The sequence below is a fragment of the Pseudomonas sp. genome (assembly GCF_050739775.1).
GTDB lineage: Bacteria > Pseudomonadota > Gammaproteobacteria > Pseudomonadales > Pseudomonadaceae > Aquipseudomonas.
On the sequence record NZ_JBOICA010000023.1, the window covers coordinates 1 to 23,885 of the forward strand.

23 protein-coding genes, 2 pseudogenes and 2 riboswitches are annotated in these 23,885 nt (G+C 61.1%); of the genes and pseudogenes, 17 read left to right on the plus strand and 8 right to left on the minus strand.

Annotated features, from left to right (window positions below):
* Positions 1–117 precede the first annotated feature (117 nt).
* A complete protein-coding gene (locus tag ACRESH_RS13705) occupies positions 118–1,308 on the plus strand; it encodes an MFS transporter (protein ID WP_431742502.1) in 1,191 nt (396 codons plus the stop codon).
* A gap of 79 nt (positions 1,309–1,387) precedes the next feature.
* On the opposite strand, the gene ACRESH_RS13710 is transcribed toward ACRESH_RS13705, so the two are convergent.
* Positions 1,388–1,999: an FMN-dependent NADH-azoreductase gene (locus ACRESH_RS13710; protein ID WP_431742503.1), complete on the minus strand. Its 612-nt coding sequence runs from the start codon at positions 1,997–1,999 to the stop codon at positions 1,388–1,390.
* 128 nt (positions 2,000–2,127) lie between these two features.
* Here ACRESH_RS13710 and ACRESH_RS13715 point away from each other — a divergent pair, with 128 nt between their 5' ends.
* Together ACRESH_RS13715 and ACRESH_RS13720 are read left to right on the plus strand one after the other, a co-directional pair.
* Positions 2,128–3,036: a LysR substrate-binding domain-containing protein gene (locus ACRESH_RS13715; protein WP_431742504.1), complete on the plus strand. Its 909-nt coding sequence runs from the start codon at positions 2,128–2,130 to the stop codon at positions 3,034–3,036.
* Positions 3,029–3,388, plus strand: a complete 360-nt coding sequence (locus tag ACRESH_RS13720) for an MmcQ/YjbR family DNA-binding protein (RefSeq protein ID WP_431742505.1) — start codon at positions 3,029–3,031, stop codon at positions 3,386–3,388. The genes ACRESH_RS13715 and ACRESH_RS13720 overlap by 8 nt, the downstream gene beginning before the upstream one ends.
* Here the strand turns inward: ACRESH_RS13720 and ACRESH_RS13725 are convergent.
* Both ACRESH_RS13725 and ACRESH_RS13730 read right to left on the minus strand, forming a co-directional pair.
* Positions 3,381–3,827, minus strand: a complete 447-nt coding sequence (locus tag ACRESH_RS13725; RefSeq protein ID WP_431742506.1) for a DUF1294 domain-containing protein — start codon at positions 3,825–3,827, stop codon at positions 3,381–3,383. The genes ACRESH_RS13720 and ACRESH_RS13725 overlap by 8 nt on opposite strands.
* 4 nt (positions 3,828–3,831) lie before the next feature.
* On the minus strand, positions 3,832–4,662 hold the full coding sequence (locus ACRESH_RS13730; RefSeq protein WP_431742507.1) for an undecaprenyl-diphosphate phosphatase: 831 nt from the start codon (positions 4,660–4,662) through the stop codon (positions 3,832–3,834).
* Positions 4,663–5,052: 390 nt separating this feature from the next.
* Here ACRESH_RS13730 and ACRESH_RS13735 point away from each other — a divergent pair.
* From ACRESH_RS13735 to ACRESH_RS13780, 10 genes and pseudogenes are all read left to right on the plus strand, one after another.
* Positions 5,053–5,739 (plus strand): annotated as a pseudogene (locus ACRESH_RS13735) (cache domain-containing protein); the annotation flags it as partial.
* Between the two features lie 270 nt (positions 5,740–6,009).
* A pseudogene (locus ACRESH_RS13740) lies at positions 6,010–6,597 on the plus strand (methyl-accepting chemotaxis protein); the annotation flags it as partial.
* Positions 6,598–6,662: 65 nt separating this feature from the next.
* Positions 6,663–7,229, plus strand: a complete 567-nt coding sequence (gene pnuC, locus ACRESH_RS13745) for a nicotinamide riboside transporter PnuC (RefSeq protein WP_431742508.1) — start codon at positions 6,663–6,665, stop codon at positions 7,227–7,229.
* On the plus strand, positions 7,226–7,750 hold the full coding sequence (locus ACRESH_RS13750) for an AAA family ATPase (RefSeq protein ID WP_431742509.1): 525 nt from the start codon (positions 7,226–7,228) through the stop codon (positions 7,748–7,750). Before pnuC ends, ACRESH_RS13750 begins: the two co-directional genes overlap by 4 nt.
* 327 nt (positions 7,751–8,077) lie before the next feature.
* Complete coding sequence (locus ACRESH_RS13755; protein ID WP_431742510.1) at positions 8,078–8,518, plus strand: hypothetical protein; 441 nt, start codon at positions 8,078–8,080, stop codon at positions 8,516–8,518.
* A gap of 1 nt (position 8,519) precedes the next feature.
* A complete protein-coding gene (locus ACRESH_RS13760) occupies positions 8,520–9,092 on the plus strand; it encodes an adhesin (protein WP_431742511.1) in 573 nt (190 codons plus the stop codon).
* A 52-nt stretch (positions 9,093–9,144) separates the two neighbouring features.
* Positions 9,145–10,434: a heme utilization protein gene (locus tag ACRESH_RS13765; RefSeq protein WP_431742512.1), complete on the plus strand. Its 1,290-nt coding sequence runs from the start codon at positions 9,145–9,147 to the stop codon at positions 10,432–10,434.
* A gap of 64 nt (positions 10,435–10,498) precedes the next feature.
* A complete protein-coding gene (locus ACRESH_RS13770; protein ID WP_431742513.1) occupies positions 10,499–11,179 on the plus strand; it encodes a C39 family peptidase in 681 nt (226 codons plus the stop codon).
* Positions 11,180–11,212: 33 nt separating this feature from the next.
* Entirely contained in the window at positions 11,213–11,959 is a 747-nt protein-coding gene (locus tag ACRESH_RS13775) for a hypothetical protein (RefSeq protein WP_431742514.1), read from the plus strand.
* 46 nt (positions 11,960–12,005) lie between these two features.
* Positions 12,006–13,286 carry a hypothetical protein gene (locus ACRESH_RS13780; protein WP_431742515.1) on the plus strand — a complete coding sequence of 427 codons (1,281 nt, stop codon included), beginning with the start codon at positions 12,006–12,008 and terminating at the stop codon, positions 13,284–13,286.
* An 84-nt stretch (positions 13,287–13,370) separates the two neighbouring features.
* On the opposite strand, the gene ACRESH_RS13785 is transcribed toward ACRESH_RS13780, so the two are convergent.
* The gene (locus tag ACRESH_RS13785; RefSeq protein ID WP_431742516.1) at positions 13,371–14,696 is read right to left on the minus strand and encodes a sigma 54-interacting transcriptional regulator; all 1,326 of its coding nucleotides are present in this window, start codon (positions 14,694–14,696) and stop codon (positions 13,371–13,373) included.
* A 313-nt stretch (positions 14,697–15,009) separates the two neighbouring features.
* On the opposite strand from ACRESH_RS13785, the gene ACRESH_RS13790 reads away from it, so the two are divergent.
* On the plus strand, positions 15,010–15,276 hold the full coding sequence (locus ACRESH_RS13790; RefSeq protein WP_431742517.1) for a hypothetical protein: 267 nt from the start codon (positions 15,010–15,012) through the stop codon (positions 15,274–15,276).
* Positions 15,277–15,409: 133 nt separating this feature from the next.
* Here the strand turns inward: ACRESH_RS13790 and ACRESH_RS13795 are convergent, their stop codons facing one another.
* Genes ACRESH_RS13795 through cobW form a run of 4 tightly spaced genes read right to left on the minus strand, consistent with a single transcriptional unit; the run spans position 15,410 to position 21,910 of the window.
* Positions 15,410–16,054, minus strand: coding sequence for a vWA domain-containing protein (locus tag ACRESH_RS13795; protein WP_431742518.1), 645 nt, complete (start codon positions 16,052–16,054; stop codon positions 15,410–15,412).
* A gap of 17 nt (positions 16,055–16,071) precedes the next feature.
* Positions 16,072–17,076 (minus strand): ATP-binding protein, encoded by a 1,005-nt coding sequence (locus ACRESH_RS13800; RefSeq protein WP_431742519.1) that lies wholly within the window; start codon positions 17,074–17,076, stop codon positions 16,072–16,074.
* Between the two features lies 1 nt (position 17,077).
* Positions 17,078–20,839 (minus strand): cobaltochelatase subunit CobN, encoded by a 3,762-nt coding sequence (gene cobN, locus ACRESH_RS13805; protein ID WP_431742520.1) that lies wholly within the window; start codon positions 20,837–20,839, stop codon positions 17,078–17,080.
* Between the two features lie 3 nt (positions 20,840–20,842).
* Entirely contained in the window at positions 20,843–21,910 is a 1,068-nt protein-coding gene (gene cobW, locus ACRESH_RS13810) for a cobalamin biosynthesis protein CobW (protein ID WP_431742521.1), read from the minus strand.
* 95 nt (positions 21,911–22,005) lie between these two features.
* Positions 22,006–22,202, minus strand: a riboswitch (cobalamin riboswitch).
* A gap of 62 nt (positions 22,203–22,264) precedes the next feature.
* A riboswitch (cobalamin riboswitch) is annotated at positions 22,265–22,491 on the plus strand.
* A 98-nt stretch (positions 22,492–22,589) separates the two neighbouring features.
* On the opposite strand from cobW, the gene ACRESH_RS13815 reads away from it, so the two are divergent.
* The 3 genes from ACRESH_RS13815 to ACRESH_RS13825 are packed head-to-tail and all read left to right on the plus strand — an operon-like array spanning position 22,590 to position 23,885.
* Positions 22,590–22,775, plus strand: coding sequence for a CbtB domain-containing protein (locus ACRESH_RS13815; RefSeq protein WP_038611292.1), 186 nt, complete (start codon positions 22,590–22,592; stop codon positions 22,773–22,775).
* 10 nt (positions 22,776–22,785) lie between these two features.
* Entirely contained in the window at positions 22,786–23,478 is a 693-nt protein-coding gene (locus ACRESH_RS13820; RefSeq protein ID WP_431742522.1) for a CbtA family protein, read from the plus strand.
* A gap of 5 nt (positions 23,479–23,483) precedes the next feature.
* Positions 23,484–23,885: a cobalamin biosynthesis protein gene (locus ACRESH_RS13825; RefSeq protein ID WP_431742523.1), complete on the plus strand. Its 402-nt coding sequence runs from the start codon at positions 23,484–23,486 to the stop codon at positions 23,883–23,885.

Sequence of the window (23,885 nt, forward strand, 5' to 3'; positions counted from 1 at the left end):
CCCTCTGTGGGAGCAGGCTTGCCCCGCGATGCTTTTAAAATCCGTTAGCCTGCTTTCTTTTATCCTCGCCGCCAGCGATTATGGGCCCTCTCCCACCGCCCGCCAGCGAACGAGCTCATGTCAGCGTTACAACCCACTTCCGCCAGCACCGCCCCGGTCACGCTGCAGATCCTTTCGATCGTCCTCTACACCTTTATTGCCTTTCTCTGCGTCGGCCTGCCAATCGCGGTGTTGCCTGGTTATGTGCATGACCAGCTGGGCTTTAGCGCGGTCATTGCCGGTCTGACCATTGGTCTGCAGTACCTGGCCACGTTGCTCAGTCGTCCGTTTGCCGGGCGTGTAGCCGACAGCAAGGGGACCAAACAGGCGATCATCTATGGTTTGATCTGCATTGCCGCCAGCGGTGTACTGACCTTCGCCTCGGCGCTGACGGTCAATGCGTCGCTGCTGAGCCTGCTGGCCTTGCTCGCCGGGCGCGTGTTCCTGGGGATCGCCCAAGGCTTGATCGGCGTCGCCACCTTGAGCTGGGGCATCAGTGCGGTGGGCGCCGAGCACACTGCACGCGTGATTTCCTGGAATGGCGTTGCATCCTACGGCGCCATTGCCATCGGTGCGCCGCTGGGTGTGTTGGTGGTTGATCAGCTCAACTTCGCCACCCTGAGCCTGATGTTGACGGTGCTGGCTGTGCTGGCCCTGCTGATGATCCGCAGCAAGCCTTCGATGGCGGTGGTGCGAGGTGAGCGCCTGCCATTCTGGACCGCATTCAGCCGGGTCGCACCCTGCGGCATGGGCCTGACTCTGGCTTCGATCGGCTACGGAACCCTGACCACCTTTGTCACCCTGTTCTACCTGGAACAAGGCTGGAGCGGCGCAGCCTGGTGCCTGAGCGCCTTCGGCCTGTGCTTTATTCTGTCGCGGCTGTTGTTCGTCAATGCAGTCAATCGCTTCGGCGGCTACCAAGTGGCGATTGTCTGCATGAGCACCGAAGCCCTGGGCCTGACCTTGCTGTGGCTGGCCCCCAGCCCGTTACTGGCGCTGGTCGGCGCCGGGCTCACCGGATTCGGTCTGTCGCTGGTGTATCCTGCATTAGGCGTGGAGGCCATCAAGCAAGTACCGGTGGCCAGCCGCGGTGCGGGCCTGGGTGCCTATGCAGTGTTCTTCGACCTGGCCCTGGCCATCGCCGGGCCGTTGATGGGGGCGGTGGCCCTGCATCTGGGCTATGCCTGGATCTTCTGTATCGCCGCCTTGTTGTCGCTGGCCGGCGTCGGCCTGACGCTGGGGCTGGCGCGTCGCGCCGGCGCTTACTGATCGGCAGTATCGAGGCCCGCAGGAAAAAACCGACAGCAGACCTAGCCTGCTGTCGGTCCTGGTCAAGCGCTGGCGCTGATCAAGCCGCCGCGAACAGTGCGTTGCTGATCTGCAACCGGGCAGCGTTCAAGGCATTGGCGCGATGCTCTTCACCATAGGCCAGGCCGTGGGCACGGACGATTTCCAGGTCGGTGATACCGATGAAGCCGAGGAATACCTTGAGGAACTCTTCGTGACCAACAGCGGTCGGTTGGCCGGCGTGCAGACCACCGGCAGTCGATACCAGGATCACCTTCTTGTCGCCGCACAGGCCTTCAGGGCCGGCTTCGGTGTAGCGGAAGGTCTGACCGGCCACGGCAACGCGGTCAATCCAGGCCTTGAGCTGGGTCGGGATGGTGAAGTTGTACATTGGCGCAGCAATCACCACTGCGTCGGCATCGAGAAACTCTTGCAGGGTTTCGCTGCTCAGTTGGGCTTCATGTTGCTGCGCGGCGTCACGCAGTGCTTGCGGGGTACCTGCAGCCACCAGGGTGGCGGCAGAGAAATGGCTGATGGCGTCGGCGGCCAGGTCACGGTAAACCACTTCCAGGGATGGATCGGCGGCTTTCCAGGCATCGACCACGCTGCGGCTCAGCTGACGGGAGGCGGAATTGTCGCCCAGGATGCTCGAATCGATATGCAACAGTTTCATGGGACTCTCCTATATGAAGACCGCATCTGGGCGATCACGATGGAGAGAATCCTATCCGGATGGCGAATAGCTGATAAGTCAGCAAAAATGCGTTAGTTTGTCCTACTGACAGGACAATGGTGATCGCCATGCAAGACCTCAACGACCTCTTCTACTTCGCCCGGGTGGTCGAAGCCGGTGGTTTTGCCGCCGCCGGACGCTTGCTCGGGATCCCCAAGTCGCGCCTGTCGCGGCGTATTGCCGAACTCGAGGAACGCCTGGGCACACGTCTGCTGCAGCGTACTACCCGCCAGCTTAAGTTGACTGCGGTGGGCGAACGCTACCTGCGCCACTGCCAGGCCATGCTGCTGGAAGCGGAAATGGCCGACGAGGCAGTCGCCAGCATGACCAGCGAACCCCGAGGCCGATTGCGAGTGTCGTGTCCGGTGGGTTTGGCTCATACCCTGTTGCCACAAGTGATCAGCCGTTTTCTCGAACAGTATCCGCTGGTGCAGTTGGACATGGTCCTGCTCAATCGCCGGGTCGACCTGATCACCGAAGGTATCGACGTCGCCCTGCGTGTGCGCGACTTGGGTGACGAAGACCCAGCCCTGGTCACCCGGCGCCTGCGCCAGGCGCAGATGTACCTGGTGGCAGCGCCAGCCTTTGCAGCGGCCCATGCCCCGGTCACGCCCGAGGACCTGACAGGTTTACCGGTGCTGGGCGCCGTCGACGCCGACCGCCTGGTCCACCTGCGATTGCTCGACCAGAGCGGCCACAAACATGAACTGGCCATGGAAGCACGCCTGGCCATTGACGATTTTGTCGTGCGCAAGACGGCAGCGATGGCCGGCCTGGGCTTCACCGCCCTGCCCATCATGCACTGTGAAGAAGAACTGGCCCGTGGTGAACTGGTGCGGCTGCTGCCAGACTGGTCGCTGCCTGGGGGTTATCTGCAAGCGGTCTACCCGCACCGGCGCGGCCTTCTGCCCGCTGTGCGGGTGTGGATCGACCATTTGCTGGCGTCCTTTGCCGACTGTGGGGAGCGTTATGTCTGAGGGGAAAATGAGCGAAGCGCAGGTGGCGGACTTCTGCCTGAGCCTGCCCGGCGCGCGGGAGGACTACAAATGGGGCGGTGTGCGAGTGTTCTCGATTGCCGGCAACAAGATGTTCGCGGTACTCGACCTGGCCGGCGCCGGCTTGTCGTTCAAGGTCGACAGTGACCTGTTTCTTGGCTACGCCGACCGCCCCGGCGTGCGCCCGGCGCCGTACCTGGCGCGGGCCCACTGGATCAGTATGACGCCACCCTACCCTATGGGCCGCGAGGAGCTCTGCGACCTGCTGCAGCGCTCCCACCAACTGGTGGTCAGGCGTCTGCCAAAGCGCCTGCAGCCGGGCCTGCTTATCTGAGCAGCGGCCCCAGGGCATTCCCCAGCCAGCGACCCGCGAACAACAGGTGATCGATCCAGAACAGCTGGTGCAGGGCGACAATGGCCCAGAAGCTCAACTGAAACGACAGTTTGCGGGTTTTATGCCGAAAGGCCTGTTGCGCCAACAGTGCCCCGGGCCAGCCCCCACACAGCTCACTGGCGTGCAGGAGCTTTTCCGGGGTGCGCCAGCCTTGGCTGCGGGCCTGGTGCTTGTCACGCCAATACAGCGCAAAACTCACCAGGCTGGCCAGCGGATAAGCCACAGCGGGCAGCCAGGACTGACCGCTTACCAGCATCTGCAGCGCACCACCCAGCGGCAACAGGCACAGGCCAACGAAGACCAACAGCTTGCTGCGCAGGTGCTGGACCGCGCCGTTGGCGGTACTGGCGCGTCGAACAGACGGTTGTGAACGGCTCATCGGTTCAACCGTGCGCCGTGGCCCAGTCAACCCAGCCGAACTGCCAGGTTGCCAGGATGATCAGGCCGAAGACAATGCGGTACCAGGCGAACATGGCATAGCTATGGTTGGCGATGAAGCGCAACAGCCCGCGCACAGCGATCATGGCAAAGATGAACGAGACCACGAAGCCGATGGCGAACACCGGAAAATCACCAGGCTGGAACAGCTCGCGGTACTTGTAGCCCGAATACACCGCTGCACCGACCATGGTGGGCATGGCCAGAAAGAACGAGAATTCGGTTGCCGCCTTGCGCGACAAGCCGAACAGCAAACCGCCAATGATGGTCGAGCCGGAACGCGAAGTCCCCGGGATCATCGCCAGGCACTGGACAAAACCGATCTTCAAGGCATCGGACCAGCGCATGTCATCGACCTGGTCGGCCTTGATCACATGCTTGCGGCGCTCGGCCCAGAGCATGATCACACCACCCACTACCAAGGCAGCAGCCACGGTGATGGGGTTGAACAGGTAAGCGTGAATCAGATCAGCAAACAGCACCCCCAATACCACCGCCGGCATAAAGGCGATCAGCAGGTTGAGGGTAAAACGTTGCGCTTGACGCTCCTTGGGCAAACCCACGACCACGTCGAAGATCTTGCGCCGGAACTCCCAGACCACGGCCAGGATCGCACCCAGCTGAATGATGATGTTGAAGGCCATCGCCCGCTCGCCACCGAAGTTGATCAGGTCCGCGACAACAATCTGGTGACCGGTGCTGGAAATCGGCAAGAATTCAGTCAAGCCTTCGACAATACCCAAAATGACGGCCTGCAGGCCAGTCCAAAGATCCATTATTCCCCCACGAAGCGATGCCAATGGCATGCCCCCGTTGTAGTTTCCATAAGCCAAAGCCGATTCGAATGCCCGGTCGTTCAACAGCGACAGTTGGTCGCAAAGTCGACAGAAAAGTTCAGTCACTCTTCAGGTTTGTCCCGACCGGGCCGAAATCCTATCAGACCTCTCGTGTAAACGCTGCTAGTTGGCACTACACACCTTGGTGAATCAGGCACTTAGCCCTTGGTCGAGTAGGTGGTTGGAAAAAAGCATGCTGGGATGCGCAGGACAATAAAAAGAACCCGGGGTGACCGTTGCATGAAGACTCTACGAAATATGTCGATCAACCATCGCTTGTGGCTGATCCTGGTAGTGGCAGTGGTGATGTTGTTGACCTTGGGGGCGCTGATGCTCTGGCAGATCCACGGCGACCTGTACCAGGCCAAGGCAGAAAAGACCCGCCATGTGGTGGAGACCGCCACTGGCGTGCTGACCTACTACCAGGGCCTGGAAGCGGCCGGCAGCCTAAGCCGCGAAGCCGCCCAGCAGCAGGCTTTGAGCGCAGTGCGCGGCTTGCGCTACGACCAGAATGACTACTTCTGGATCAACGACCTGGGGCCAAAGATGATCATGCATCCGGCCAACCCCAAGCTCGACGGCCAGGACCTCTCCGTGGTGCGCGACCCAGATGGCTTCGCCTTGTTCAACGAAATGGTCATGCTGGCCAAGACCCAGGGCGCGGGCAGTATCGGCTACCGCTGGCCCAAGCCCGGTGCCAGCGAGCCGGTGGAGAAAACTTCCTACATCCAGTTGTTCAAGCCCTGGGGCTGGGTCATCGGCTCGGGCATTTACATCGATGACATGCACAACGAATTCCTCCGCCAGCTACGTGACGTCTCTCTGCTGGGGCTTGGCATCGCCTTGGTCATGACCCTGCTGGTGGTGCTGATCGCCCGCAGTATCTCCCGCCCCTTGCAGGAGGCGGTGGACGCCATGGCCATGATCGCCAGCGGCGAAAGCGACCTGACCCGCCGCCTGGACACCCATGGCCGCGACGAGGTGACCCAGTTGGGCGAGCACTTCAATCGCTTTACCGGTAAGTTGCAGGGGGTGATCGGCCAACTGCAGGGTGCGGCCCATGCTCTGGGGCAATCAGCGCTGGATGTCGGCAGCAACGCTAACCAGGCCCAACAACACAGCGAACAGCAATCGGCGCAGATGGAGCAAGTGGCCACGGCGATCAATGAAGTGACCTACGCCGTGCAGGATGTGGCCAGGAATGCCGAACAGGCCTCTAGCGAAATGCGCGACGCCCAGCACTGTGCCGAGCAGGGCCAACACAGTATCCACGGCAGTCTGCAGCAGATCGATCAGCTGTCTGGCACCATCGATGAAGCGGTCACGGTGATCCAGACCCTGGCCAGCCAGAGCACACGAATCGGCAGTGTCCTGGAGGTGATCCGCTCGATTGCTGAGCAGACCAACCTACTGGCCCTTAACGCAGCCATCGAGGCAGCCCGGGCGGGCGAACAAGGCCGTGGCTTTGCCGTGGTTGCCGACGAAGTACGCCTGTTGGCCCAGCGTACGCAGCAATCGACGGCAGAAATCCAGAGCATGATCGAGCATTTGCAGGGTCAGTCCGAGGCGGCGGTCAAGGCAATCGACGCCAGCAGCGCCGCCTCGCGCCAGACCATCGAGCAGGCCAGCGAAGCCGGTGTCAGCCTGGACGCCATCAGCCAGGCCCTGCACAACCTCACCGCCCTCAACGCCTCGATTGCCAGTGCCACCCTGCAACAGTCGCATGTTGTCGAGGAAATCAACCGCAATGTTACTGAAACCGCTGATCTGTCGCGCCAGACGGCCACTGCGGCACAACAGTCGAGCAATGCCGGGGCAGCCTTGAACCAGTTGCGCGAACAGTTGGATCGGTTGTTGGGGCAGTTCCGGGTGTAACACTGTGGGCGGGCTTGCAATACAGGTACAATCCCCGCCTTTGAGCAAACTACCAAGGAACGCCGATGTCCGGCCTCGAACTGTTCGCCGCCGTGCTCGGCGTTATCGCCGTGTGGCTCACGACCAAACAGAATCCCTGGTGCTGGCCCATCGGCCTGGTGATGGTACTGCTCTACAGCTGGATCTTCTTTGAAGTGCGCTTGTATTCGGACATGCTCCTGCAACTGGTTTATGCCGTGCTGCAGCTCTATGGCTGGTGGCAATGGACGCGCCCGGACAGCCAGCACGAAGCCCGTCAGGTGAGCCACCTGGATACCCAACCGATGTTGTTCGGCCTTGGCCTGGGTCTGCTGGGCAGTCTCGCCCTGGGCGCGGCCATGGCCACCTGGACCGATGCCGCGCAACCCTGGCTGGACGCGGCGCTGACGGCCTTCAGCCTGGTGGCGCAGCTATGGATGGCGCAGAAACGCGTGCAATGCTGGCCGCTGTGGATCGTGCTGGATGTGATCTTCGTTGGGCTGTTCCTCTACAAGGCGCTCTACCTGACCGCCGCACTGTATGCCCTGTTCACCTTGATCGCGGTGCAGGGCTGGCGTGAATGGCGGCGCGCTCCTGCATTGGTCAGCGCATGAAGGTCCTGGTCCTGACCGGCCCCGAGTCCAGCGGCAAGAGCTGGCTCAGCGGCGAGATCCAGGCGCATTTCGGTGGAGAGCTGGTGGGCGAGTATGTGCGTCACTTTATCGACGAACAAGGCCGCGACACATGCTATGCCGATATCCCGGCGATCGCCCGTGGCCAATTGGCCTGGGAAGACGCCGCGCGCGCCAGACAACCGTCGCTGTTGATTCTCGATACGCATCTGTTAAGCAACATGCTTTGGAGCCGCACGCTGTTTGGCGATTGCCCGGCGTGGCTCGAAGAAGCTTTGTTGGCGCGCCATTACGACCTGCACTTGCTGCTCAGCCCCGAGTCCATCGCTTGGCACGACGATGGGCAACGCTGCCAGCCGCAGCTGAGCGAGCGCCAGGCGTTTTTCAAGGCCACCCGTGCCTGGCTGGCGCTGCACCAGCAGCCTTATCAGGTGGTGCAAGGCACCTGGGAGCAGCGCAAGTGCGCAGCGTTTGAAGCGCTAACCCGCTTGCTCAAGGCCTGAATAACCGCCCCGCTGCGGCCAAATGTCCATTCCTGAAACACTGGTCACTGCGCAAAGCCGCGATTTAAAGCGGCCAGAGCGCGTGCGCGCAAAAGTGTTAAACGCCTGAAACAGTCGAGTTGCGAGCCCCTTGATGAGCAATGGCGCCCGCAGGATCGACGCTTGTACGCCACCTATGTCTCAGCGGCGTTACAACATTTTTTTTGACCACTCCGACAAATAAAGCCAGACCGTTGTTTTTCAATAATAAATAAAAACCGGCATACCTTCTGCTCTCTTCCTCGCAACGCTGAACAGGGCCAGCACACTGAAGAAGGAATTGCCATCGTGCGCAAATTTGATAAAGGTATTTATCGCCTCCTGCTGCTCGGATGTGCATTGGGATCAAGCTTCAGCTTGCCGGTCCAGGCCGAAAAAAACGGGCTGGTCGTCATTACCCGCGATGTGCAAACGCGCAACGCAGTGCGTGCGCCCCTGGTTCCCGATCCAAACCCGGTCACCGTCAATACCAACCCGTCTGCGCAGATCCTCAAACAAACTAACGAGTTGAACGATGGTGACTTTGCCAGCATCAGCAGCGGTGCAGGCATTACCTCGCTGATCACGCAGCAGACCAACAACCTGGGCGGCAATATCAACAACCAGAGCCAACTGCCCAACCTGGCCGGTGGACGTAGCACAGGCTCCGGCAACGGCATCTCCAACATGGTCAACTCAAGCGTCCAGAAAGGCCTGGCGCCCCTGCAAATCTTGACTGGAGGCCAGTGAGATGAGGCACACGCTGCTGATTCTGGCCACGTTTTGCAGTGCACCGGCCTTCGCCCAACCCCCAGTGATCAATAACGCCAACATCGACAGTTCCGGCAAGCAATACCAGGGCAACCTCACGGTCAACCAGGCTGCTGGCGATCAACAGCAACAGGCAAACGTGCGGGCCTTCGCCATTGGCCATGGCGCCAGCGCGACCACACAGGTTCGCCAACGCTTGCGCACCCATGTCGACCCCACGATCGATGCCCGGTCCAGCATCCAGGGCGACGCCTTCAGCCACGGCAACGGCGCTCTGGGCGTCAACCAGAGCACCGGCGCCAGTAACCAGCAAGCCAACGCACTGCGTATCAGCATCAGTGCACAGCCGCAAAGTATCGACGACAGCGTCCTCATGCAACAGAACGTGGCGCTGCTCAACAGCTCCGATCCAACTGACTCTGCACCCGGCTATCGCCAGGTCGCTACCAGCGACCAGGCCTTCACCGGTAGCCGTGGGGTGATTCAGTTGAATCAGAGCGCCGGGGTGGGAAACCGAACGGCCAACACCCTGAGCGTACGGGTCACGGATTGACGCAAACAGGTAAGAACAACACTTAACCTAAAATAAAGTACGGAGAATCACCATGAAACCCTCGATGGCAATCAAGCCTCTGGTTTTCGCAATTGCTGCGGTCATGGCTGTTGCTGTACAAGCTGGAGAGAACGATCGGCGTGGTCATCACCACGGCTACAAAAAACCTCCAACCAAGATCAATGTCTACGCAGAAGCCAATGCGTACGATAAGCAAAGAAGTACCAACAACCGCATCAAGAACGAAGGGACTGTGAACAAAGCCGAGATGTCCGAGTCCGCCACCGGCACCAGCGGCAACGTCGGCGTCAACGTGGCTGCCGGCGCCGGCAACCAACAAGACAACGCCGCCGCCATCGCCAATGCCGGCTCCGTTTCGGAAATCGATAACACCTTCGTATTCGGCTATGGCGAAGCCACCGCCAAGGTCACTCAGTACAGCAACAACAACAAGGTCTACAACCACGGCGCCACCAACTCGGCGATCATGAGTGGATCGGGCAATAACGGCAGCGGCAACATGGGTATCAACATTGCTGGCGGCGACCTTAACCAGCAGAAAAACACCATGGCAATTGCCAACACCCACTCCCCGCTCGGCAACGCAGTAGCCACCGCCTCTGCCGATCAAAACGGTCCTGGCCTGGAGGTAATCAACAACGCCGATCGGACTTATCGTGTAGATACCCTGACAGTTACCACTACTGCCAGCGGTAGTTCCTCTCGCGAGAAGTCTTTCGAAGCTAGCGGAAGCCAGAGCGCCTCTTCGAGCTTCGAGGTGAGCGGCTCCAAGAGCTTTGAGGCAAGCGGCTCTAAACACTTTGATGCAAGCGGCTCCAAGAGCTTTGAGGCAAGCGCTTCCAAGCGCGCCTCTCTGGAAGCTGATCTGGAAGCTAAATTGAACGCATCCAAGACTGTTTCCTGGGATAATGGCTATCACCACTCGGGCAGCCGCACTAAATCCGTGGAAGCCGAGCTGACTGCATCGCTGGATGTATCGGTCGAAAAATCGTGGGAGAAATCGCACAAATCCTCGTTCGATAAAGAGTTCAACTCCTCGTTCGAGAAAAAGTTCGAGTCCTCCTTCGAAAAATCGGGCAGCACATCGTCCGAATCTGAGTGGGAGAAAGCGAAGAGATTCAGTGAAAGCAGCTCTTTTGATTTGAGCAATACGTTCTCCTACCAAGTGCTGACTCCAACCGGCTGGGCAAACCCTGTAACCAACACTGCAACCCTGAGCGGTTCGGTGAATGGCGGCAGTGGCAACCTGGGCGTCAACGTGGCTGCTGGTGTGGGCAACCAACAAAGCAACTCGCTGGCCATCTCCAACACTTCGATGTAATGACTGAGGCCTGGAGGCCCCCTTCGGGGGGCCTTTTTTCAACCGCACCCGGGGGCGTCCGATCATGCGTGTTATCGCCTTGGCGTTTTTGCTTTGCCTGGCCAGTCTGAGCGAAGCGGCCCAAATGCCGCTTTCCGTGTTGCCGGGTGGTGCGGTGGTGTTCAAGCCCCTCCAGAGTGTGCGCGAGCGCAAATTCGCCGACCTGGTACAACAGAAAACCGACTTCAGTTGCGGCGCAGCCGCGCTGGCGACCATCTTGCGCCAGGCCTATTGGCTGGACGTGAATGAAGAGCAGATCATCGAGGGCATGCTGGCCTACTCCGACCACGATCAAGTCCGTGTCCAGGGCTTCTCCATGCTCGACATGAAGCGCTACATAGAAAGTCTCGGCATGCGTGCCCGTGGTTACCGGGTACAACCCGACACCTTGCATAGTGTCCGCATTCCGGTGGTGGTACTGATGGATGTGCACGGCTACAAGCATTTTGTGGTCATGCAACGCGTCGACAAAGGCTGGGTATACATCGGCGATCCGGTGCTCGGCCATAAACGCTACAAGATCGACGACTTTGTCAAAGGCTGGAACGGCATCATCTTCGCCGTCATCGGCAAGGGTTACGACAAAACCAATGCCTTGCTCGACCCACCTCTGCCGCTGACCGCCAAGAACCGAATCAACACCTTCACCCCGGTGCAAGACGCAGAGTTGATGGATTTCGGATTCATCCAAAGCGACTTCTTCTAATGACAAGGGAGCACGACGCTCCGGGAGCATCCAATGAAGACTCCAATCTGGCTGGCCGTGGTTTGTCTGGCCGCCAGCCTGCCGACCCAGGCACAGACGTTAAAGCCCATTGAACTGAAGGATCAGGAACTGGCGAACCTGCGAGGCCGCTATGTCATGCCGGGACGGATCGTCAGTTTTGGCATTGTCATGACCAGCACTTGGCAAAATGCCAACGGTGAAGTGATCGGCGCAACGTCCTCGATGCAAATCCAACAATCGACCATCAAGCCACAGTTCTATGTGTCGATGATCGACGAAAACGGCTATGGCTCTGCGCGTTCGCAAAGCACCGGAACCGGGACTGTCACTGGCGGCAGCGGTCTCAACAGTACCGAAGGCGTCACCCAGGTAGTGCGTGCCGCTGGTGACTACAACGCGGCCTACAACAACGTTGATATCAACGTCACAAAGGCTAACGAAGCACCGGCAACGCAACAGCAGGGCCAGGCGTTGACCTCGGGCTCAACCTTGACCAGCTCCAATGGCGCGGGCTCGCTGAGCATTTCCTCGACCGGCACCGGTGTGCAGCTCAATATCGTCGCCAGCAACAACCAGGGCAGTACCGTGCAACGTCTTGCCCAGGGTGGGCTGATGCAGAACACCACCGTGCTTGGCGGTGGCAACCGGGTCAGCAACCTCACCTCCCTCAATGTCGTGCTGCGTGACAACGTACCAACCGCCGAGTCACTGAACGGCAACCTGGACCAGCTCAAAGGTCTTCGCACTCTCGGATTCTGATCTACGCTCAGTCTCATCAAATGCAGTCAGAAGGGACGGCTAACCCATGCACCGATCGTTAACGTTCAAAGCTATCGTTTGTTTGAGTAGCCTGACCCCGGCCACATTGCTCTACGCAGCACCGGACCCCCAGGTCGAAGCACTAAAACAAGAACTCATGGAGTTGAAACAGCGTTACGAAGCACAACAGAACGCGCTGATGGTACTCGAACAACGCGTTCGCCAAGTTGAAGAAACACCTGCGACACCTGCTCCCAAACGCCTGACCAGATCCCCCGCCGAAACGGTCAAGGGCGGCCAGGCGGTGGCTGCAGGTGCACCAGGCACCACAGGCAGTTCATACGGCCAATCGCTCAAGGAGGATTCGGAGCCTGCGCAAAGCGTTTCCAACCTGTATGACGAAGCCAGCGGTTTTTTCGGTGGCGGCAAGTTCAGCGTCGAAACAGGCCTGACCTACACGCACTACGATACCCGTGCATTGGTGCTCAACGGCTTCCTGGCACTGGACTCGATTTTCCTCGGCAACATCAACATCGACCGTATCAAGGCGGATAACTGGACCCTGGACCTGACCGCCCGCTACAACCTGGATCAACGCTGGCAGTTCGATATCAACGTCCCGGTGGTCTACCGCGAATCCACGTATTCCTCTGGCGGCGCGGGTGGCGCCGGCCCTGTTACATCCGAAGCAACCGTCACCCGCGACCCAGCCATCGGCGATATCAACTTCGGTGTTGCCTACAAATTCCTCGATGAGTCGGAAAACTGGCCCGACGCGGTCGCCACGCTGCGAGTCAAGGCACCGACCGGTGAGGATCCCTATGGCATCAAACTGGTCAATGACCCAAGCAACGACAACTTGTCGGTACCTGAAAGCCTCCCTACCGGCAATGGTGTCTGGGCGATCACACCGGGTATCTCGCTGGTCAAGACCTTTGACCCTGCCGTACTCTTCGGCAGCCTGTCCTATACCTACAATATGCAAGATTCGTTCAGCGACATCAGCCCCACGACCAACAGCAAAGTCCCAGGTGACGTGAAACTCGGCGACTCCTGGCAGATCGGTGCCGGTATTGCATTTGCCTTGAACGAGAAGATGAGTATGTCGTTTTCGTTCTCGGACCAATTTGCCCGCAAAAGCAAGATCAAGCCCGATGGTGGCGACTGGCAGTCGGTTTCCAGCAGCGACTACAACGCGGCAAACTTCAACATCGGCATGACCCTTGCCGCAACCGACAACCTGACAATTGTCCCGAACCTCTCCATTGGCCTGACCGACGACGCGCCAGACTTCTCCTTCAGCCTGAAATTTCCGTACTACTTCTAATCCTGGCGCCCATGGAGAAGCCCGCTTCGGCGGGCTTTATGCGGGGCAAAATCTCGAATTCACTGGGGCCTGACGGCCCAGCGCTCAGCGAATCTGATGCTTATGCAGCAGCCGGTAGAAGGTTGGCCGGGAAACCCCCAGAACCTTGGCGGCAATACTCAAGTTGTCGCTGTGCCGATTGAGCACATCGCACAACGCCTGGCGCTCGGCCCGGTGTTTGTAATCTTCGAGGGTACCCATGCTCGGTGCGAAAGCATGCTGACTGAGCAACCCCAGGTCCTGGGCCTCGATCTGCCGACCTTCGGCCAGGACCAGGCCACGGCGTACCCGGTTGGCCAGTTCGCGGACATTCCCCGGCCATTCGTGCTTGCCCATCGCCGCCAAGGCGTCCTCGCTGAAAGAACGTGGCCGGCGTCCGGTTTCCAGGCTGTAGAAATGCGAGAAATGGCTGGCCAGCATCGACAGGTCGCCATGGCGGTCACGCAAGGGCGCAGTCACCACCTGCAGGACATTGAGCCGGTAATACAGGTCCTCGCGAAAGCGGCCTCGGTCGATGGCCTGTTCCAGGTCAACGTGAGTGGCCGCCAGCACCCGCACGTCGACCGTAATCGGTTGACTACCGCCGACCCGCTCGATGTGTTTTTCCTGGAGAAAGCGCAACAGGTTGGCCTGCAATTCCAGGGGCAGGTCACCGATTTCGTCAAGAAACAGGGTACCGCCGTTGGCGGCCTCGATGCGGCCGATCTTGCGCTGGTGGGCCCCGGTGAACGCGCCTTTTTCATGGCCGAACAGTTCGGACTGAATCAGGTGCTCAGGGATCGCCCCGCAGTTGATCGGCACAAAAGGTTTATCATGGCGCTGCGACTGGCGGTGCAGGGTGCGCGCCACCAGCTCCTTGCCCGTACCGCTCTCGCCACGAATCAGTACCGGCGACTCGGTGGGCGCCAGTTTGCTGAGCAACTTGCGCAGCTCGCGAATCGGTCGGCTGTCACCCAGCAGTTCGTGCTCGGGCTCATCCACATGAACATTGCCCTTGCCCCGCAGGCGCGCCATGCCGAAGGCACGGCCAATGGTGACCTGTACCCGCGAGACATCAAACGGCAAGGTATGGAAATCGAAGAACCATTCACAGACAAAATCGCCGACGTTCTGCATGCGCAGCTCATCGGCGCTGAGCACGGCAATCCACTCGGTATTGCTGCGACTGATTAGATCTTTGACCGCATCCGGATGCTGCAGGTGCGAGGCTTGCAGGCGCAACAGGCCGACATCGCAGGGATGCTCCAGGGCCGAGGGCAAGGTACAGCTGTGTACATCCCAGCCGACATTGCGCAGGCCTGGCAATAAGCGGTGGCAGTCGTCGCAAGGGTCGACGATCAGCAGGCGGCGATTGGATGCAGGTTCAAGCATGACCTTTCCTTGGCGCCAATTGTTGGAAATTTAAATAGAAACAGCAAGTTGGCAGGCCCGTTTGTAACAGTAGCAACGATGCGTCAAACGCCCACTACCGCCTGTCAGCAAAGCGCCAAAACCAGTACCTTACGGGGAATTTTCTTGAACTTTCAACGTCTCAGGCCGCGCACGTCATCGCTGTTTTTTTACCGATAAACAAAAAAACTTGAAGCCTGTTGTGACTCGACCCTGTACTGCGTGCATCAGTACAAGTAACTCACCGCTAACGCGGTTGTTTTATCTTGTTTGGGCCCACAGAGAGACCGAACCCATGAACGCCCCGCTGCGTGTCAACGAAGCACTGCTGATTGCCGACCACGCCTTCGAACCCTTCCAGTGTGTTGCTTGGGATTCGCCTAATGGTACAGGTGAACTGAGCCTGGCAGTGATCGACCGGACCAGCACCCGCATTGGCAGCAAGCAGGTGCCCAGCAGCACCTATTCCGACCCGGCTCAACTGGCCAGCCTGATTGAAGAAATGCGCGCCGAGTTGAAAAAACAAGGGTGCGACCTGCAGCCCTGGTCGATGCCAAAGTAAGTAGTAGCGGCACCTGTTTTGATATTGGCTGCGCATCTTCGCGGTGCGCACCCGGCAACTTCGTTATTGCAAAAAATTATACTGCGGCACTTCGCCGCAGAATTCCTAACGTACTGTTCTATACGCGCTTTATTTATCCAACGATCTTGAAACTTTCAATCGACCGGTAGTCGGCCTGTAACTGCTGCGCCAATAAATGCGCGCGTCCCAGGCGCACTGGCGAACATTCGATATCCACCAACAGGCTCGGGCACGGAAGCGGTTGCAGCGGCTCCCAGGCTTTGAGCCGGCCGTCAGTCAGCACCAGACAGCGCTGCTGTTCTTCTGGATGCTGACGTTGGCGTGCCTGCAGCCAGTGCCGCGCCTGCCCCAGGGCGGCCAACAAGGGTGTACCACCGCCTGCGCCCAGGCTGTCGAGCCAGGGCTGCAGGGCTGCCGAGGCTTTAAGGCCATGCCGCTGCCAGCGCGGCGCGTTGCCGCTGGCGGTGAGCAGGGTCAGGCGTGCACGTTGCCGGTAAGCCTGATCGAAGAGCCCGGCCAGCAGCCCCTTGGCCTGACTTAGCGCCTGGTAATGGCGGGTCGAAGCCGAGGCATCGACGATCACCAACCACAGTTCATGGGCGCTGGCGGTGCGCTGCTGCCAACACAGGTCACGGCGCTGGCGGGGACGGCCCTTGAGCAAGGTGGCCGGCCAGGCTACCTGGCCCGGCGTTGCCTCGCGGGCACGCCCGCGCTGTCCTTGCTTGAGCGCCCCTGGGCGGGGCCTGGCATCCGCCACCTGGGGTCGACGGATGCTCAGGGCTTTTTTGCCCAGTTCGGCACCTCACGCCGGGCACCGGTCGCTGTCGCTTGCGGCAGCATTTCGCCCCAGGCGCCCTGCCCTTGCTGGATACCCGCCCCTTGGCCAGCCTGAGGTTCTGGTGCTGGGCTATGCGCAGGCGATTGCGGTACTTCGCGGCGCCGATGACGCAAGGCAAACTCGGCCACTGCCTCAATATCCTGCGCTTCGATCTGCCCAGCACCGCGCCAGGCGGCATGGGCGCGGGCGGCGCGCAGCCAGACCAGGTCGGCGCGCAAGCCATCGACCCCGGCGGCAAAACAGCGCTCGGTGATCTGCGCTAGGGTCTGATCGTCCAGGGCGATCAGTGGCAGTTGTTCACGGGCAGCCTGGCAGCGCGCGCGCAATTGCGCCTGTGCCGCAGCCCACTGCGCGCCAAAAGCCTCAGGATCGGCATCGAAATCCAGCCGCCGGCGGATAATCTGCCCGCGGGCCTCGGGTTCCGGCTGACCATCAAGGGCCACATTGAGTCCGAAACGATCGAGTAATTGCGGGCGCAGTTCACCCTCTTCCGGGTTCATGGTGCCAATCAGTACGAATCGCGCACTGTGGCGATGGGAAATGCCGTCGCGCTCGACCCGGTTGGTGCCACTGGCAGCAACGTCCAGAAGCAGGTCGACCAGATGGTCGGCCAGCAGGTTGACCTCATCGACATAGAGCACGCCACCGTCGGCCTTGGCCAAGACGCCTGGGGAGAACTGTGCCTTGCCCTGCCCCAGCGCGGCGTCCAGATCGAGGGTGCCGACCAGACGCTCTTCGCTGGCACCCAGCGGCAGGGTCACGAACGGTCCTTCGCCGAGCAAATCGGCAAGGCCTCGGGCCAGTGTACTCTTGGCCATACCGCGCGGGCCTTCGATCAGCACACCACCGATTTTCGGATCGATAGCGGTCAGGCACAGAGCGAGCTTCAATTCATCGGCGCCGACCACGGCCGACAGCGGAAAATGTGCAGGTTCAGTCATCTCAGGTCTCTTCTTCGCCTTCCAGCAATTGCTCTTCGAGAGCCGCGCGGTAATCCCCCGGTTCCTCCCACAGGCCTCGCTGCTGGGCTTCGAGCAGGCGCTCGGTGATATCGCGCAGGGCTTGGGGATTGTGCTGGCGGATAAAGTCGCGGGTCGGGCCGTCAAGCACATAAGCCTCGGCCAGCGCCTGGTAATGGTGGTCGTCGATCAGGTGCGTGGTGGCATCGAAGGCGAACAGGTTGTCGACCGTGGCCGCCAGCTCGAAAGCACCTTTGTAGCCATGACGCTTGACCCCGTCGATCCATTTCGGATTGAGCGCACGGGCACGAATGACCCGGTTGAGTTCTTCTTTCAAGGTGCGGATGCGCGGACGGTCCGGCTGACTGTGGTCGCCGTGGTAACTGGCTGCTGGCTTGCTTCCCAGACTTTCAACTGCCGCCAGCATGCCACCTTGAAACTGGTAATAGTCGTTGGAATCGAGCAAGTCGTGCTCGTGATTGTCCTGGTTCTGAAGCACCGCCTGGACCTGACTCAGGCGCCGGGCAAAGTCGGCCCGCGCCGGTGTGCCTTCATCCGCTGCGCCGTAAGCATAACCGCCGTGGTTGAGGTAGACCTCGGCCAGATCCTTGCGCTCATGCCACAAATGCCCGTCGATAGCGTTCTGTACGCCGGCGCCATAGGCCCCGGGCTTGGCGCCAAAAATCCGCCAACCGGCCTGGCGCGCAGCCTGCTCGCTGCTCAAGCCCTGGCGCTCAAACTCGACCCGCTCGCTGCGGACCCTGGCCGCGAGCGGGTTGAGGTCATCGGGCTCATCCAGCGCCGCCACCGCCTGAACCGCTGCGTCGAATAGTTTGATGAGGTTGCCGAAGGCATCGCGGAAGAACCCCGAGACGCGTAACGTCACATCCACCCGTGGCCGGTCAAGCAGGCTCAAGGGCAGGATTTCAAAGTCATCGACCCGCTGGCTACCACTGGCCCACACCGGGCGCACGCCAAGCAGGGCCATGGCCTGGGCGATATCATCGCCACCGGTACGCATGGTTGCGGTGCCCCATACCGACAGGCCGAGCTGGCGCAAGTGGTCGCCATGGTCCTGCAGGTGGCGTTCGAGTATCAGGTTGGCCGAGGCAAACCCGATGCGCCAAGCCGTGGTGGTCGGCAGGTTGCGTACATCGACGGTATAGAAGTTGCGCCCGGTCGGCAGCACGTCCAGACGTCCGCGACTGGGTGCGCCGCTGGGGCCTGCCGGAACGAAGCGCCCTTGCAAGGCCGCTAGCAGCCCTTGCAGTTCTGCAGGGCCACAGGCATCCAGTTGCGGTGCGACGGTTTGTTGCAGGGACGCGAGTACAGCGCGCACGTCTGACCACAGCGGCTCCTGGGGCACTTCAGCGGTACCTGCCAAGGTGTGTGCGAGGTAATGTCCGGCGAGGAGTTCCAGGCGTTCGCGGGTATCGCCCGTGGTCCGCCACAGCGCCTCATCCTGTGCCTGCAACAGCGCCGGACGCGGGCCATCCCAGGGCTCACCAAGGTCACAATCGAGCGGATCGAACCCCAGCGCCAGGGCTTTGGCCAACGCCCGCAGCAAGCTGGCATTGGCGCCACGGCCATCACCACGCTCGACCCGCAACAGCGCCAGCAAGGTATCGATGCGCAAGCGCCCGGTCGGCGACTCACCGAACACATGCAGGCCATCGCGGATCTGCGACTCCTTTAGATCGCACAAATAGGTGTCCAGACGCGGCAACCACACTGCCGCGTCATCCAGCGCGCCTTCAAGTTGCAGCTCGCGGTCAATATGGTTATCGCGCAGCAGCTCGAGAATATCCCGTTGCAGCTCGCGGGCACGGCGCGGGTCGAGCAGTTGCGCCTCGTAGTATTCGTCGGCCAGCGCTTCGAGGTGACGCAGTGGCCCGTAGGTTTCGGCACGGGTCAACGGTGGCATCAAGTGATCGATAATCACCGCCTGGGTCCGGCGCTTGGCCTGGGCGCCCTCGCCCGGGTCATTGACGATGAACGGATAGATGTTGGGCAACGGCCCGATCAACGCGTCCGGCCAGCAACTGGCGGACAAGCCCACGCCCTTGCCCGGCAACCACTCCAGGTTGCCGTGCTTGCCGACATGGATCAACGCATCGGCGGCAAAGCCATGGCGCAACCAGAAATAGAACGCCAGGTAGCCGTGTGGCGGCACCAGGTCGGGATCGTGGTAGACCGCACTCTGGTCCAACTGATAGCCGCGGGCCGGCTGGATACCGACAAAGGTCAGGCCAAAGCGCAGGCCGGCGACCATCATCCGTCCATTGCGCAGCATCGGGTCCTGCTCAGGCTCCCCCCAGCGCTTGCGCACGGCATCCTGATTGGCCTGAGGCAAGGTGGCAAAGGCATTGCGATAGTCTTCCAGGGCCATGCTCTGCAGGCAGGGGCGCTGGTCAAGGCTGTCCAGGTCATTGCTGACGCCACCCAGCAGTGCCTGGATCAGCGCCGTGCCGCTTTCGGGCAAGGCGCTCAACGGGTAGCCCTGCGCTTGCAGGGCACGCAGGATGTTCAAGGCTGCCGCTGGCGTATCCAGGCCGACACCGTTGCCGATACGCCCATCGCGGGTCGGGTAGTTGGCCAGGATCAAGGCCACGCGCTTGTCCTGGTTCGGCAACTGCGCCAGATCGCACCAGCGTCGCGCCAGTTCGGCGACAAAGTCCATGCGTTCGGCATGCGGGCGATAACAGACCACATCCGACTGGCTGCGCTCACTGCGCCAGGCCAGGTCCTTGAAACTGATCGGCCGGGTGATGATGCGCCCGTCCAGTTCCGGCAAGACGATGTGCATGGCCAGGTCGCGGGCACCCAAGCCTTGCTCGCTGGCCTGCCAGCCCGGCTCGTTGTCCTGGGCGCAGATTGCCTGCAGCACCGGGATATCCCGGCGAAACGGCCGCAGGTGCGGTTGCTCCGGGCTGGACTGGGCAAAGCCGGTGGTGTTGATGATCAACGCCGCGTCGACCTGGTCCAGCCAGTCCTCCACCTGACTCAGGCAACCGGCCTCCTTGAGGCTGGCCACCGCGATCGGCAAAGGGTTGAGCCTGGCGAGCTGCAAGCGTTCGCAGAAGGTGTCAATAAAGGCAGTGTTGGCCGCCTGCAGGTGCGAGCGATAAAACAGGATCGGCACCACCGGCTGTTCAGCCTGCCACTCGGAGAACCAGTCAGCCAACTCGGCGCTGGCCTTGCGCGGGTGATACACCGCCGTGCGCGGCAGCTGTTGCGGCTCGCTCCAGGGGTAATCGCGTTGCAACCACTGGCTGGCCAGGCAATTGAACAGGTTCAGGGCATTGGCCTTGCCGCCCTGGCGCAAGAAGTGCCAGAGCCGCTCGGACTGCGCTGCCGACACGCTACTTAAGCGAGTAAGCTCCGGGTCCGGGCGATCATCACCCGGCACCAGGATCAACTGCACGCCACGTGCCGCCAGCTCCAGCAACTGTTCGACACCGTAACGCCAATAGCCGACGCCGCCGTGCAGCGACAGCAGAATCACCTTGGCATGGCGCAATACCTCGTCGACATAAAGGTCGACCGAAGCATGATTTTGTACCTGCATCGGGTTGGCCAGACGCAGGCTGGGGAAATCCTCGGGCAGCTGCTGGGCGGTTTCGGCCAGCAGTGCCAGGTGCGAGTCGCCGCTGCAGAGAATGACCAGCTCGGCCGGGGTCTGGCCGAGGTCGGCAATACTGTCATCCGGTACAAAACCACCGGGCTGGGTCCGCAGCAGGTGCATGGATCAGGCGCTCAGGGCGGCGCGCAGGCTCGCTTCCAGATGCGCCGCATCCAGTTCCTGGCCGATCAGCACCAGGCGCGTGGTGCGCAGCTCTTCGCTGCGCCAGGCGCGGTCGAAGTGCTTGTCGAAGCGGGTGCCTACACCCTGGATCAGTAAGCGCATCGGTTTGCCCGGGATTGCCGCAAAACCTTTGACCCGCAGGATGCCATGCTGTACCACCAGTTGGGTCAAGGCGTCGAGCAGCAGACTTTCGTCGGCTTCGGGCAGTTCGATGGAGACCGAGTCGAAGGCATCGTGGTCGTGATCGTCGTGATCGTCACCGTCATGGTGCGAATCATGGTGAGTACGACGGCCATCGATATGCGCTTCGGATTCGGCGCCCAGGCCCAGCAGTACTTCCAGTGGCAGGCGGCCGCTGCTGGCTTCGATCACTTTGACTGCTGGCGGCAGCTCTTCCTGCACTTCGGCACGGACCTTGGCCAGGTCATCGGCGGCAATCAGGTCGGCCTTGTTCAGCACCACCAGGTCGGCGCTGGCCAACTGGTCGGCGAACAGTTCATGCAGCGGCGATTCATGGTCCAGGTTCGGGTCAAGCTTGCGCTGGGCATCGACCTGCTCCGGATAGGCAGCAAAGGTGCCCGCCGCCACAGCCGGGCTGTCGACCACGGTGATCACCGCGTCAACCGTGCAGGCGTTGCGGATTTCTGGCCACTGGAAGGCTTGCACCAGCGGCTTGGGCAGGGCCAGGCCGCTGGTTTCGATGAGGATGTGGTCGAGGTCGCCACGACGGGCCACCAGTTCGCGCATCACCGGGAAGAACTCTTCCTGCACGGTGCAGCACAGGCAACCGTTGGCCAGTTCATAAACGCGGCCGCTGGCCTCTTCTTCAGTGCAGCCGATGCTGCACTGCTTGAGGATCTCGCCGTCGATGCCCAGCTCGCCGAACTCGTTGACGATCACCGCGATACGCCGCCCCTGGGCGTTGTCGAGCATATGCCGCAGCAGCGTGGTCTTGCCCGAGCCGAGGAAGCCGGTAACGATGGTGACGGGGAGTTTGGCCAGTGTTTTCATGTCGATGCCCTTGGCAGGATGGCGGGCATGCGGGACGAGAGCCACAAGCATCTATGCCTGGGCGCGTTCGCCACCGGATCACCCCGCCCGGTTTATGTCGGAAACTGTCCGAGGCAGGTCTCCTGGCTTGCATTGCACCGGCTTAGGGCCAGTCGAACGACGCCTTCCCGCGGGGACGCAGTGGCTGTGTCGAACCTTTCAATGCTTACAGTTGCGGGGGCAGCCGCGGCTTCAACCGCGTTCCCGTCTTAGCTTCGGCCAGCGCCGAAGAACCTCGAAGCGGCTAGGCTACGCAGTGGCCGGTGAGCGGTCAACTGCTGTCACGATTGACGCCTGCCTTCGCCCGTGATTTGCTAGCGCTATTCGTTTGGGTGCCCTTGACAGGGTGAAACTGGGAAACCGGTGCGTCATACATCTTTTATCAGAGGTGTACGACAACTCCGGTGCTGCCCCCGCAACGGTAAGTGAGAAAAGCGTCAGAACCACTGTGCCCGTAGTCCGGCATGGGAAGGTGACGCCTTTGGCTGAGCAGTCTTTCAGCCCTCGCCAGCCCGGAGACCGGCCCAACACTGATCTGACAAACCCGCGGTGGGCGGGCGCTGTTGCAACCCCTGGACGAGTTCCGTGCAGGGGTTTCCTGCGCTTGCCTGTTGCCGAACAACACCAAGAGGAAAGCGCCATGCCTATCAGTACCGCCAGTCACTCAGCCGTTACCCCTTCAAGCCTCAGCCAGCGCCTGCTGGTTGCCGTCGGTGCCTCGCTGCTGGGCCTGTGCCTAGTGTACTTTGCCGGTTTCTCGCACATCGAAGCGGTGCACAACGCTGCCCACGATACCCGCCACAGCGCCGCCTTCCCTTGCCACTGAGTGCCATCCGATGATCAAGCGTATTGCCAGTACCGCAGGGTTTGCCGGCCTGCTGGCCGCCCTGTTGCTGACCCTGCTGCAAAGCTTCTGGGTCGCGCCGCTGATTCTTCAAGCGGAAACCTATGAAAGCGCAGCGCCTGCGGTTGAAGCGCATGAACATGCCCCTGGTGTGGCTGCCGATCACCACCACGACAGCGAAGCCTGGGCGCCGGAAGACGGCTGGCAGCGTGTTCTGTCGACCACCGGAGGCAACCTGGTCGTTGCCGTTGGATTTGCCCTGATCCTCGCCGCACTCTATACCCTGCGCTCGCCAAACAGCGTGGTCAGTGGCGCACTGTGGGGGCTGGGTGGTTTTGCCGTGTTCTGCCTGGCGCCTACTCTGGGCCTGCCAGCAGAACTGCCAGGTACTGCTGCAGCCGATCTGGCCCAGCGCCAGACCTGGTGGGTCGGTACCGCTGCCGCCACCGCCGTCGGGCTTGGGTTGATCGTGTTCGCCCACAACTGGCTGCTTAAAGCGCTGGGCGTGGTGCTGCTGGTGGTGCCTCATGTAATTGGCGCGCCGCAACCTGAAGTGCATGAAATGCTTGCCCCAGAAGCCCTGGAAGCCGAGTTCAAGGTCGCGTCCCTGCTGACCAACGCCGCGTTCTGGCTGGCCCTGGGTCTGATCAGTGCTTGGTTGTTCCGTCGCCCGAGCCAGGCCTGAAGCCCATGCAAGTGTTCGTCGGCCTGGGTTGCCGGCGAGGTTGCCCAGCCGAAACCCTGGGCAAGCTGCTGGAACAGACCCTCAAGGCCCACGACTTGCCTCTGAGCGCAGTCGCGGGCCTTGCCAGTATCGACCTCAAGCACGACGAGCCCGGGCTGCAACAACTGGCCCGGCGACTCAAGGTCCCTCTGCTATTCTTCTCCGTCACACAACTGGCCGCCTTCGAGCAGCGCCTGAGCCATCGCTCAGCAGTTGCCTACCAGCACAGCGGTTGCTACGGCGTCGCCGAAAGCGCGGCGCTGGCGCTGGCCGAGCATCTCGCAGGCTCGGCACAGCTGCGCGTTACCCGTACCCTGCTGAGCGACGCCAGCCTGGCATTGGCCACGGCCACAGGCTTTGGCGGATAA